Raw genomic sequence first — 13313 nt, forward strand, 5'->3', positions numbered from 1 at the left:
ACTATTCTATCTAATGTTAATCTCGCATTATAAGCCCTAGACATTTAATAATCGGTGATAGCCATCACCGATTAAAGACTCACAATTTATTATAAACCAAGTTTACCTTTTATTTTATCAATTCGTTCACCAAATAATCGATTCGCTAATTTTGATTTTAAAGCTAATATAAAATACACTATTGCACCAACAGCTGCACCGACAATAATAATTGGCATTGCTTGTAATCGATTCGAAGCATCTAAGAAAGAAGACATTCCCCATACGACTAAAATAACAATAACAGCCATAACAGCAGTAAAAATAGTCATTAATAATGTTCTTTTTATAACAAGATTATATTTATAACCTGTAAAGTAGTAGATGACATAGAAATTCACTAAAGTAGCTGCTAAATATCCAATTGTCGTGGCATAAACAGAGCCTGCTGTTTCAAACATATGGATTAATGGAATATTAATAGAAAGTTTCACTAACACCCCAACTAATAAACTTAGAACGGTATATTTTTGCTGATCTATCCCTTGTAAAACAGCTGCCGTTACAGAAAAAAAGGCAAACAATATAGCCGTTGGAGCATAAACTTGTAGCACTTCTACACCAAGTGCATCGAACCCATAAAAGACCGTATATATTGGTTTAGCTAGCAACGACATACCTATTACAGCAGGTAGGGTGAGAAAAAGTAAAACTTGAAAAGCTTGGTCTAATTGATTTTTATATAAACTAGGCTTGTTTTCAACAAAAGCTTTTGTAACTGAAGGAACAATAGCCATAGCAAAGGCAGTTGCTAACGTCATAGGAATGATTACAAGTTTTTGAGCCGTAACATTCAATATTGACAATGCATATCCTGCTTCTTTAGCCAGACCAATATCAGCCATTGCTCTGTTAAACGTAAGCTGATCAATAAACTGAAATAACGGCATCGCAATTCCAACAAAAACAAATGGAATAGAATATAATATTATTTCTTTATACATATCCGCTAAAGAAACATCTAACATTCCTTTACTTCTTTGTTGTCTATGCTCAAACTTGGACTTATTTTTTCGCCAATGCCATATTAAAACGACAAAACCAGCTATAGCCCCTAAGGTAGCAGCAAATGTAGCAACACTAATGGCTGTTACAATACTTCCTTTAAGAATCACTATAACAACAAACGATCCACCTAATAAAACAAGTATACGAACTAATTGCTCAACAACCATGGAAACTGACGTAGGTCCCATTGATTCATTGCCTTGAAAATAACCTCTGAGTAAACTCATAGACGGAATTAATATTAAGGCAAAGCTAACAGCTCTCATTACTGTTGTAATTTCCTCAATAGAGAAGGTAGATTCTTCATTAATCATACTTGCGGATAACCAAGGGGCCGTAACAAACATGATTAAAAATACAAGAAATCCAGATGCTAGCATTAACTTACGGCTAGATCGAAACAATTTTTGTCCTAATTCATACTCACCCATCGCATTGTATTTCGCAATGAATTTTGACACTGCTAGTGGGATTCCACCAGTTGCAATACTTATAAAAATTGTATAAGGGACATAAGCATATTGATATAACTCAAGTCCACCTTGCTTTCCAACAATCGCAGTAAATGGTACAACATACAACAATCCAAGAACCTTAGATAAAACCATCCCTAAAGTAAGGATAAAGGTTCCTTTTAACAATTTTGATGACATATAATCCCTTCCTACTTCAGATCCATTATGTAGCATGCTAATAATATTACCACACTTTATACATAAATTAGCAAAAGATTTATTGTAATAATCATTCAAAAAATGACCTTTCATTAAAAGGCTCACTTACCTATTCTATCAAGGATTTTTATAAATCTCCAATTTCATTTATAATAAAAACAAGAAAAATTTAATAGTTGGTGAAATAATGAAATTTGATGTAATTGTAATTGGCGGTGGACCTTCGGGATTGATGGCTGCTATTGCTGCTGGTGAACAAAGGGCAAAGGTCCTTCTAATTGAAAAAGGAGACAAGCTTGGTAGAAAGCTGGCCATCTCAGGTGGTGGACGGTGTAACGTCACAAACAATCTCCCAATAGATGAAATTATTAAGCATATACCTGGGAATGGTCGCTTTTTATATAGCGCTTTTTCTGTATTCAATAATCAAGATATTATTCAATTCTTTGAAAAACTAGGTGTACAATTGAAAGAGGAAGATCACGGACGGATGTTCCCAGTATCGAATCAATCATCTACTGTTGTGAATGCTATGATTGAGCAATTAAATAAATATCAGGTAAAAGTACTACAAAGTACTACTGTTCAAGAAATTATCTACAAGGACGATCATGTTGCCTCTATTTTGCTTAAAGATGGTCGTAGCTATGATGCCCATGCTGTTATCGTTGCTGTAGGTGGTAAATCCGTCCCAAAAACAGGTTCGACAGGAGATGGATACGCTTGGGCTGAGAAAGCAGGCCATACTATTACCGAGCTTTACCCGACAGAGGTTCCTCTTACATCCAATGAGCCTTTTATTAAAGAGAAAACACTCCAAGGATTATCTTTGAGAGATGTTGAATTAAGTGTACTAAATCCAAAAGGAAAAGCACTTATTACTCATAAGATGGATATGATCTTTACACACTTTGGTATAAGCGGTCCTGCTGTTCTTCGTTGTAGTCAATTTGTCGTAAAAGCAATGAAAAAATGGAATTTAGAAGAGGTTACAATGAAGCTTGATATCTTTCCAGATTACAATCAAGAAGAGTTATTTCAGCTTATTGTGAAAAAAACAAAAGAGGATAGCAAAAAAGCCATTAAAAATATATTAAAAGGTTTTATTGTAGATCGCTATCTGCTTTTCTTATTTAAAAAAGCAGGCATTGACGAAAATGAACAAGGTGGTACTATATCACATGATAAACTTCGTCAATTTGTCTTGCTATGCAAGAGTTTTATATTTCATGTCAACGGAACACTTTCCATAGATAAGGCTTTTGTCACAGGTGGAGGAATTTCAGTCAAGGAAATTCATCCTAAGGAAATGAGTTCTAAATTTATGAATGGCTTATTCTTTTGCGGAGAAATATTAGATATACATGGCTATACAGGTGGGTATAATATTACTTCTGCCCTTGTTACAGGAAGATTAGCTGGTGTTAATGCCGCTATGTATAGTAAACAAGAAAAACAAACCACGTAAAACGTTAGCAGCCTGTTTTGATTTTCCAAACAGACAAAAAAAGAAAGCATCCAAATCAAACTTTGATATGGATGCCTTCTTTCTCCAATTAGCATAAATCGGTCGATTGAAACATAAAGTTCTGCGAGAGCAGCGGGACGGATGAGACCCTAAAGGTACAATGTGCTAGGAGGGGCTTCCCCTCTAGCACATAAAAAGCGAGCATCCTAGAACGGTATTTAACTAGGCTTATATCCCATACTTATTCATAGGTAAAAAGTATGGAAAACAAACTTCTTATATCTTCAATCGTACTGTATTTTTAGCGTTATCATTCTTTAGGAGCGATAAATGATCATAGAACTAAAGCAATAAATCTGATTGTTATCATCTTCTCCGATAGCCGCAACATTATACTTAATATCTACAAGTTGGTCTTCAGACATTTTACGCAAAAACTCATTCATTTCTTTCTCTAAATCTTTCTCATGTTCATAATCAAACATCTTAACCTTAATCATATTTTACCTCTCCAGTCTTCTTTTCAACTAGTTTCACCAAAAAGAAAGAAAAGTAAAACAATTATCGCACTTCACCAGTCCAGCTATTCATTCCACCTACTAAATTGACAACTTTTATATCATGCTCCATTAAATAGTGACATACACGCTCACTCCGTACTCCACCTGCACATACGATTGTATATTCTCTGTCTGTGTCAAATTTCGCTAGATGATTTGGTATCTCATTCATTGGTATATGTATTGCATTCGGAATCATTCCATTAACCACTTCATAATCTTCTCTAACATCAATTACATAAATCTCTTCTTCCGCTTCTATTTTTGCTTGCAGTTGTTCTGGCATAATTTCTTTCATTTCACTCATTTATTTGACTCCTATCATTATCAAATTCTTATACTTACATCAATTGGTTCTTATTATTGTAGTAATTTCCTTTACAAATTGCACGTAATATCTCTTCGTTCTACAAGTTTATATTTATATCGCTTCATTTGACATAACCCCACTTACAACAGGTAGAATTAACTATTCCATTCTAGAAAAATCTTGTCGTGCGCCTAAAGATACAATCAATAAATATGAGAAACAAACAAAAAAGAGAGTCTCAAAAGCATATTCTTTATACTTTCTGAGACTCTCTCCCTTTTTTCTAATTAGTTCGCTACAATATTAACTAACTTACCTGGTACTGCAATAACTTTACGTACAGTTTTACCATCGATTTGTTCTTTAATAGAATCCGTACCCATTGCAATTTCTTGTAATGTTTCACGAGTTGCATCAGCAGGAACCATTAATTTTGCTTTTACTTTACCGTTGATTTGTACAACAATCTCTACTTCATCATCAACTAATTTTGCTTCATCATAAGCTGGCCATGCAGCATAAGCAATTGATTCTTCATGTCCTAACTTACTCCAAAGTTCTTCAGCAATATGCGGTACGATTGGAGCAATCATTTTAACGAAGCCTTCAATGTATGCTTTTGGTAGAGCGTCTACTTTATATGCATCATTAATGAAAACCATTAATTGCGAAATAGCAGTATTAAAGCGAAGACCTTCATAATCATCTGTTACTTTCTTCACTGTTTGATGATACACTTTTTCAAGCTTTCCGCTATCATCATTTTCAACTAGTTTAGAAGTCATATTACCTTCTTCATCAACTAATAGACGCCAAATACGATCCAAGAAACGACGAGAACCATCAAGACCATTAGTAGACCAAGCAATTGATGCATCAAGAGGTCCCATGAACATTTCATATAATCGTAATGTATCAGCACCATGACTAGAAACGATATCATCAGGATTTACAACATTCCCTTTAGATTTACTCATTTTTTCATTATTTTCCCCAAGAATCATCCCTTGGTTAAATAATTTTTGGAATGGTTCTTTTGTTGGTACGACACCGATATCATATAAGAATTTGTGCCAGAAACGGGCGTATAATAAATGTAGAACAGCATGCTCAGCTCCACCTATATACATATCTACCGGTAACCATTCGCTAATTTTCTTAGGATCAGCTATTGCTTCAGTATTATCTGGATCGATATAACGTAAGAAGTACCAGCAGCTACCTGCCCATTGTGGCATTGTATTTGTTTCACGACGACCTTTACGCCCATTTTCATCAACAACATTAACCCATTCATCAATGTTCGCTAATGGTGATTCACCTGTGCCTGAAGGCTTGATTTCTGTTGTTTTTGGTAACATTAATGGTAATTCTTCAACCGGTACTGTTGTGCTAGTTCCATCTTCCCAATGAATAATCGGAATAGGCTCACCCCAATAGCGTTGACGGCTGAATAACCAATCACGTAAACGATACGTAATTTTTTTCGTACCGATTTCTTTTTCTTCTAACCAAGCAATCATTTTTGAAATAGCTTCTTCTTTATTTAAACCATCTAAGAATCCTGAATTTACATGTACACCATCACCAGTGTAGGCTTCTTTTTCTACATCTCCACCAGCAACCACTTCTTTAATAGGAAGTCCGAAAATTTTCGCAAATTCATAGTCACGTTCATCATGTGCAGGAACCGCCATGATTGCACCAGAACCGTAGCTGACGAGAACATAATCCGCAATCCAAATTGGCATTTTTTCATTACTTACAGGGTTAACAGCATAAGCTCCAGTAAATACCCCTGTTTTTTCTTTTGCTAAATCTGTACGCTCTAAATCAGATTTACTTTTTACTTTTTGAATATACGCTTCAACCGCTTCTTTTTGTTCAGGTGTTGTAATTTTTTCTACCAAATCATGTTCAGGTGCTAATACTGCATAAGTTGCACCAAATAGTGTATCCGGACGAGTTGTAAATACTTCAAAAGTTTCATCTGTACCATCAATTACAAATCGTACTTCCGCACCTTCTGAGCGACCAATCCAATTACGTTGCATTTCTTTGATGCTTTCTGGCCAATCAAGCTCTTCTAAGTCTTCAATTAAACGATCAGCATAAGCCGTAATCTTTAAAACCCATTGTCTCATCGGACGACGTTCAACAGGGTGACCTCCACGTTCACTTACGCCATCAATTACTTCTTCGTTAGCTAAAACTGTTCCAAGTGCTGGACACCAGTTTACTGCCACTTCATCTACATAAGCTAATCCTTTTTCATATAACTTTGTAAAAATCCATTGAGTCCATTTATAATAATTAGGATCTGTTGTATTTATTTCACGATCCCAATCATAAGAAAAACCTAATGATTTAATTTGTCGACGGAAAGTATTAATATTTTTTTCCGTAAATTCAGCAGGGTCATTTCCTGTATCTAATGCATATTGCTCTGCTGGCAAACCAAAAGCATCCCAACCCATTGGATGAAGAACATTATATCCTTGCATACGTTTCATGCGTGACAAAATATCCGTTGCCGTATATCCTTCTGGATGTCCAACATGCAAGCCAGCACCAGATGGATATGGGAACATATCTAGTGCATAAAATTTACGCTTGCCCTCATCTTCTCTTGTTTTAAATGTTTTATGCTCATCCCAATATTGCTGCCACTTTTTTTCAATTTCTTGATGATTAAAGCTCATAAATTTTCCTCCTAGTATAAAAACTGATCCTATTAGAAAAGCTTAAGCACTGAAGCAAGACTATAAACACTTTATAAAATACATTCAGTCATTACTAACAAAGTACAAAAGCGTAAGCTCCTTAGCCTGCCCTAGTTCAGTATTAGATCATATAGACCATTCATTTAGAACATTGACCTTCCAAACAGATTGGCTATTAACCTAGAGGACTAGACGCTATAGCTAGACTTTAATGAATTTGTCATATAGTCCACTATTCTATATTTCAGAATTTACTTAATAATATAAAAAAATCCTCTCATCCCTAAAAAGGGACGAGAGGATTATTAATGATATAATCTTCCCGCGGTACCACCCTAGTTAACGCTTTTTAGAAACGTTCCGCTCAAAAATCTATAACGTGATCTCACGATAAGCACTACTATATTCATGCTTATAGCTCAAAGGCGAGTTCACATTATTTCCGTACTGACTTTCACCAACCGCCAGCTCTCTTAAACGTACAACAATGTTACTACTCCTCATCATTGCCTTGATATTTAATTCTAACTGCTATTTTAGTAAATTTTAGAGAAAAATGCAAGTAGCCTAAGTATTTCACAATTTATCTTACTTTATTCAAAACTTATTTTTTTGCTACTACATATTTCGAAGAATGTCCTCTTAGTAATATTTTGTCATATAGTACTGTAGTACCTATTGCAATGACAAATAGAACCATAAGAACAATAAACATCATTTGCATTCCATAATAGTCTACTAATATTCCACCTAAAAAAGGTCCAATCATTCTACCTGCAGTGGCTGTACTGTTTACAATTCCTTGATAGAAGCCCTCTCTCCCCTTTGGAGCTAGTTCACTCGCAATTGTTGGAACAGCTGGCCAAACAAGCATTTCACCAACGGTCAAAATGAGCATGGCAGTAAGAAATCCAGAAAAATCGGTTGCAAATGCTGCTACAGCAAATGATCCCATAAAGATAACCATACCTACAATCATTTGAACCTTCACTTTATTCATAAATGCATAGACCAATTTGTTTACAAATGGTTGACCTAAGACGATTAAAGCCCCATTAATTGTCCATAATAAGCTGTATTGTCTTAAAGATACGCCAATTTCCTGTGTATATGCTGAAATTGTCGCTGTCCATTGTACATAACCAACCCAACATAATAAGTAGCCGATACATAAAACGAGTAATGCATATAGTTTACGATTGTTTTTCACTGGTTTCTGGTCACTTAACACATTTACATTTGCCGCAGGGTCACTCTCGATATTCCTATACGTTAAAACGACTAGGACAAAAAAGATGATATACATGAACATGTTGGCTGCAAAAATGTAATCAAATGAAAATGAAGCAATAAATCCACCAAGACCGGAACCCACTGCTACTCCTAAATTTTGAGCAACATATACCGCATTAAAGGCTCTTCGTCCCCCTTCTTTCCAAACCGTACCAGCCATTGCATACATCGCTGGAAAAATAAGTCCTGAACCAAATCCTACAAGTACTAACCAAACCACGTATAATGGCCAACCATGATTCATTGTTAATCCAATAAGTGCTAACAAAGTGATAGTCGTTCCAACTAATATAGATCGATAACCACCAATTTTATCAAATAAAAAACCACCCATTAGGTTACCTATTACTGTCGCAAAAGCATTAGCCATCAAAACTAATCCAGCAACTGATAATGATTTACCTAGGTGATCATGCAAATATATTGTATTTAAAGGCCATAGAAATGAAGAACCTGTTACATTAATAACCATTCCAATAACAATAAACCACAAACTTTTTGGCATTTAAATATGACTCCCCCCAAATCATTTATTTCGAGTTACAAAATAATTGTAAGAGGAATATACCGAACTTGCAATGAAAGAGCAATCAAAAAATATTTTATTGTTTTTTCTGACATTTTTATTACTTATAAGTGATTTTCCGTTGATATAGAAAACACTCGAAACACATTATGTAATTGAGGTATAATATTTTAGTGAATGCAATCTGTTCATCATTATTATTAGACCGTAAGATAAAAAAGTAAAGCGTAGGATACCATATGCGGAGAACATGTTGAATAGATAGTTTATTTCATCTTTACTAATTTTATATAGATTTATAGTTGAAAGAGAGTGAAACAGATGGGTCGTAAGTGGAATAATATTAAGGAAAAAAAAGCATCAAAGGATGCTAATACTAGTCGTTTATATTCTAAATTTGCACTTGAAATTTACGTAGTAGCTAAACAAGGAGAACCAGATCCAGAATCAAACCAAGCATTAAAGTTCGTTCTTGAACGAGCAAAAACATATAATGTACCTAAAAACATCATCGATCGTGCTATCGAAAAAGCAAAAGGTGGATCAGATGAAAATTATGATGAACTTCGTTATGAAGGCTTCGGACCAAATGGTTCTATGTTAATTGTTGATGCATTAACAAATAACGTAAACCGCACAGCTTCAAATGTGCGAGCTGCATTTGGTAAAAATGGCGGAAACATGGGTGTAAGTGGATCTGTTTCTTATATGTTTGACGCAACAGCTGTAATCGGTCTTGAAGGCAAAACAGCCGACGAAGTGCTTGAAATTCTTATGGAAGCTGATGTAGATGCACGTGATATTATAGAGGAAGAAGAAGCTGTCATCATTTATGCTGAACCAGATCAATTCCATGCTGTTCAAGAAGCTCTTAAAAATGCAGGAATTAGTGAATTTACAGTTGCAGAACTAACAATGCTACCACAAACTGAACTAACATTATCTGAAGCGGATCAAGCACAATTCGAAAAATTAATTGATGCACTAGAAGATTTAGATGATGTTCAACACGTATATCATAACGTTGATTTAGATGAATAGAAAAGCGTAAGTGCCTTGTAATGAAGGAACATCGGCTAAAATCTCCACGCCCTGTAGCAACACCGATGCGACCTTTATCCTGTAGGCCTCCTACCAGCATAAGCCAAGCCGGCAAGGTAATTGCTCTTTGTGACCTACTTGCCGGCTTGGCTTATTACCTCGAGGAGCTATGGCACTGGAGCTAGACAACATTAAAAACCGTCACCGGTCTTTATTCAAAATAGCCACTTTAAAAGGTGTAGCCGTTATAACGACTACACCTTTTTTCGTATTCTCAACCTATTACGAACGATCTCCACCTAACAAATCAAATAATCCACCAGCTATACTTCCTTCATCCTTCGAACCTCCTCTATGAGGAGCAGCAGCAAATACTCGACTTGATAAACGGCTAAATGGTAGAGATTGAATCCAAACAGTGCCTGGCCCACGTAGAGTTGTAAAGAACAAGCCTTCTCCGCCAAACAGAGCAGTTTTAATGCCTTTAACCATTTCAATATTATAATCTACACTGCCAGTCATCGCTACTAAGCAGCCAGTATCTACTCTTAAAACCTCACCAGGTGCTAAATCTTTACGAACAATTGTACCTCCAGCATGAATAAATGTTAAACCGTCACCCTCAAGCTTTTGCATAATAAACCCTTCGCCACCAAAAAAGCCCGTACCCATTTTGCGCTGGAACTCGATTCCGACACTCACACCTTTAGCAGCCGCTAAGAAAGCATCTTTCTGACAAATTATTTTTCCGTCATGTTCACTTAAATCCATAGGAATAATCTTTCCTGGATATGGCGAAGCGAAAGATACATGCTTTTTGCCAACACCAGTATTCGTAAAAGCAGTCATGAATAAACTTTCACCAGTAATAACTCGTTTACCAGCCGAAAATAATTTTCCTACTAAGCCACTACCTGAAGATTGACCGGAGCCATCACCAAAAATGGTCTCCATTTCTATGCCATCCTCCATCATCATTAAAGAACCTGCTTCAGCTATTACTGTTTCAGATGGATCTAGTTCCACTTCAACAAACTGCATATCGTCTCCATATAACTTGTAATCAATTTCATGATTATTCATTTCAATTACCCCCGATTTAAAATCTACTACTTTCTTCTTATTACCCTATTACGATTTATTATCTAACAAGTTTCGAATTAAATAGCTAAAAAACAGAAAAATTAGAAAAAATGTCACGTTCTTTTCTTTTATATGTCATGTCATAATACCTCATTCCTAAAGTTGCAGTTAAAAATAAAAAATGGGTATCTCCCAAAAATAAATGGAAGATACCCTCTTCATAAGTAGTTAATGTCTTAAAGTAATCATATCATGTTGTCTTTGCTCGATTTGCATTTTCATTCGATTCAATTGTTCACGTTGTTGATCATTCGAACTATGGGCTAACTGCTGTAATTCATTAGCCGCAATTTGTAACAATTGCTGACTTTGAATATATTCATCATCATTGTAGTGCTCCTGCTTAGATGCATCTAAATATTGCTGCTCGGCAAATTGTAATACTTCATTACAATTTTTCAAACAGCTGTCAATGGATTCTCTAGTTGCCATAAATGCAATCCTCCTACCTCAAGTCATAACTACATATTTAGTATGCAACATAAATCCGTACTCTATTTTAGTAATAATTAGCTCGTTTGAAAAATAAAGCAGAATGGATTATCCCCATTCATTCATGGTAAAATATTTTTTATGCACAATTTTAATTAAGGAGGTTTCTGATTTGAATCAGAAGAACCCGTTTCCATATGCAAGTGATGATAAACGATATCACACACTGAATTACCATTTTAGACAAACTTTTGGAGGTAAAATATTTAAGGTAGCCATCGATGGCGGATTTGACTGTCCTAACCGTGATGGCACAGTTGCACACGGTGGCTGTACCTTTTGTAGTGCAGCTGGATCAGGAGATTTCGCCGGTAACCGGGCAGATAACATCGAAAAGCAATTTAAGGAAGTAAAAGAAAAAATGCATCTAAAATGGCCTGACGGTAAATACATGGCTTATTTTCAAGCATTCACCAATACACATGCACCCGTTGAGGTATTAAGAGAAAAATTCGAAACAGCATTAAGTCAAGAAGGTGTCATTGGTCTATCAATTGCTACACGCCCTGACTGTTTACCTGATGATGTTGTAGAATACTTGGCTGAACTTAATGAAAGAACATATCTATGGGTTGAACTCGGTCTTCAAACAGTTCATGAAAAAACGGCTAATATCATTAATCGAGCGCATGATTACGAAACGTATGTCAAAGGGGTAGAAAAGCTTCGCAAACACAACATTCGAATTTGCACACATATTATTAATGGGCTTCCCCTTGAAACACCAGAAATGATGCTTGAAACAGCTAAAGAAGTTGCAAAGTTAGACGTACAAGGAATTAAAATTCATTTGCTCCATCTATTAAAAGGAACACCAATGGTAAAGCAATATGAAAAAGGCTTGCTTCAATTTTTATCATTTGATGATTACATTAATTTAGTTGTTGATCAGCTCGAAATAATTCCTCCTGAAATGATCGTTCACCGTATAACAGGTGACGGGCCGATTGATTTAATGATTGGACCAATGTGGAGCGTAAACAAATGGGAAGTATTAAATGCGATTGATGCTGAACTAAAACGTCGCAATAGTTGGCAAGGAAAATTTTACAAAGCTGTTGGAGGGGTAACAAGTGAAGCTTGATCGTATTTTACCTTATGCTCGTCTCCTTTTAGAAAAAGCTGTTTCACCTGGTGATTATGCCGTAGATGCCACAGCAGGTAATGGTCATGACACGTTGTTCTTAACAAAACTTGTTGGGGCAACTGGCCAGGTATTCTCATTTGATATTCAAGAGCAAGCACTGACTGAGACAGCTAAAAAATTAAAAGAAAACCAATGTGAAAACATGGCAACTTTACTATTAAAAAGCCATAGTGAAATAAAAAATTCGCTACCAGAGAATGCATACGGTAAAGTAACAGGGGCAATATTTAATTTAGGCTACTTACCTGGTGGAGATAAATCCATCTGTACAGTTGCCGATTCTACCATTGAAGCCATAGAACAATTGCTTGAAATAATGGCCACAGAAGGTATCATTATCCTTGTTGTTTATCATGGCCATCCAGAGGGTGCCATCGAGAAAGATCAATTAATGCAATATGTTACGAACATTCCGCAAGATAAAGCGCATGTCTTACATTATGGCTTCATTAATCAAGTAAACTCACCTCCTTTCATTATTGCTATCGAAAAAAGATAATGATTTCTATCATGTAATGAAAAGGATGTTTCTATAACTTTGTTGCCTATGAACAAGTATGAGTATAGGTTAACTCTCTCCAAGATGTTCGCTTTCCATGTGGCAGGCGATTGAGCACTATGCACATAATCCCTTGATGCTTACCAGTCCCACTTCTCCTGCAGTAGTCTCGCACCTTCTTTAATGATAATAGTAACAGCCAATTAGAAAGAGATTGTTCTTTTTAATTGGCTCAGTTCGTAAACATTGTTGGTACGGCTTAATAAAAAAGAGACAGCTTGGTGCTACACCCCAAAAGTTAGAGTGAAAAAACTAACTTTTGGGGTGTTTTTGTATGGCAAAATATAGTGATGAATTTAAATTGAAAATTGTAAAAGAGTATTTAGAAGA

At 35.6% G+C, this 13313-nt stretch carries 11 protein-coding genes and 1 other annotated feature; of the genes, 4 read left to right on the forward strand and 7 right to left on the reverse strand.

What is annotated here, in order from left to right; translation table 11 throughout:
• Positions 1–89: 89 nt before the first annotated feature.
• Positions 90–1700 carry a putative polysaccharide biosynthesis protein gene (locus tag BN349_RS19070; RefSeq protein WP_019243943.1) on the reverse strand — a complete coding sequence of 537 codons (1611 nt, stop codon included), beginning with the start codon at positions 1698–1700 and terminating at the stop codon, positions 90–92.
• Positions 1701–1905: 205 nt separating this feature from the next.
• On the opposite strand from BN349_RS19070, the gene BN349_RS19075 reads away from it, so the two are divergent.
• Complete coding sequence (locus tag BN349_RS19075; protein WP_425457676.1) at positions 1906–3189, forward strand: NAD(P)/FAD-dependent oxidoreductase; 1284 nt, start codon at positions 1906–1908, stop codon at positions 3187–3189.
• A gap of 317 nt (positions 3190–3506) precedes the next feature.
• Here the strand turns inward: BN349_RS19075 and BN349_RS19080 are convergent, their stop codons facing one another.
• The 4 genes from BN349_RS19080 to BN349_RS19095 form a co-directional block, all read right to left on the reverse strand.
• Positions 3507–3689 (reverse strand): sporulation protein Cse60, encoded by a 183-nt coding sequence (locus BN349_RS19080; protein WP_019243945.1) that lies wholly within the window; start codon positions 3687–3689, stop codon positions 3507–3509.
• Positions 3690–3750: 61 nt separating this feature from the next.
• Entirely contained in the window at positions 3751–4056 is a 306-nt protein-coding gene (locus BN349_RS19085; RefSeq protein WP_019243946.1) for a rhodanese-like domain-containing protein, read from the reverse strand.
• 290 nt (positions 4057–4346) lie between these two features.
• On the reverse strand, positions 4347–6761 hold the full coding sequence (leuS, locus tag BN349_RS19090) for a leucine--tRNA ligase (protein ID WP_019243947.1): 2415 nt from the start codon (positions 6759–6761) through the stop codon (positions 4347–4349).
• 307 nt (positions 6762–7068) lie between these two features.
• Positions 7069–7298: a binding site (T-box leader), on the reverse strand.
• Between the two features lie 88 nt (positions 7299–7386).
• Positions 7387–8580 (reverse strand): MDR family MFS transporter, encoded by a 1194-nt coding sequence (locus BN349_RS19095; RefSeq protein ID WP_019243948.1) that lies wholly within the window; start codon positions 8578–8580, stop codon positions 7387–7389.
• A gap of 342 nt (positions 8581–8922) precedes the next feature.
• On the opposite strand from BN349_RS19095, the gene BN349_RS19100 reads away from it, so the two are divergent.
• Positions 8923–9642: a YebC/PmpR family DNA-binding transcriptional regulator gene (locus BN349_RS19100; RefSeq protein ID WP_019243949.1), complete on the forward strand. Its 720-nt coding sequence runs from the start codon at positions 8923–8925 to the stop codon at positions 9640–9642.
• A gap of 282 nt (positions 9643–9924) precedes the next feature.
• On the opposite strand, the gene BN349_RS19105 is transcribed toward BN349_RS19100, so the two are convergent.
• Both BN349_RS19105 and BN349_RS19110 read right to left on the reverse strand, forming a co-directional pair.
• The gene (locus BN349_RS19105) at positions 9925–10725 is read right to left on the reverse strand and encodes a TIGR00266 family protein (protein ID WP_019243950.1); all 801 of its coding nucleotides are present in this window, start codon (positions 10723–10725) and stop codon (positions 9925–9927) included.
• A gap of 228 nt (positions 10726–10953) precedes the next feature.
• Entirely contained in the window at positions 10954–11217 is a 264-nt protein-coding gene (locus tag BN349_RS19110; protein WP_019243951.1) for a DUF2524 family protein, read from the reverse strand.
• Positions 11218–11389: 172 nt separating this feature from the next.
• On the opposite strand from BN349_RS19110, the gene BN349_RS19115 reads away from it, so the two are divergent.
• Together BN349_RS19115 and BN349_RS19120 are read left to right on the forward strand one after the other, a co-directional pair.
• Positions 11390–12361 (forward strand): TIGR01212 family radical SAM protein, encoded by a 972-nt coding sequence (locus tag BN349_RS19115; RefSeq protein ID WP_019243952.1) that lies wholly within the window; start codon positions 11390–11392, stop codon positions 12359–12361.
• Complete coding sequence (locus tag BN349_RS19120; protein WP_019243953.1) at positions 12351–12923, forward strand: class I SAM-dependent methyltransferase; 573 nt, start codon at positions 12351–12353, stop codon at positions 12921–12923. The genes BN349_RS19115 and BN349_RS19120 overlap by 11 nt, the downstream gene beginning before the upstream one ends.
• Positions 12924–13313: the final 390 nt, after the last annotated feature.

The organism is Bacillus sp. AP8, from assembly GCF_000321185.1.
Classification (GTDB): domain Bacteria; phylum Bacillota; class Bacilli; order Bacillales; family DSM-1321; genus Bacillus_AD; species Bacillus_AD massilioanorexius.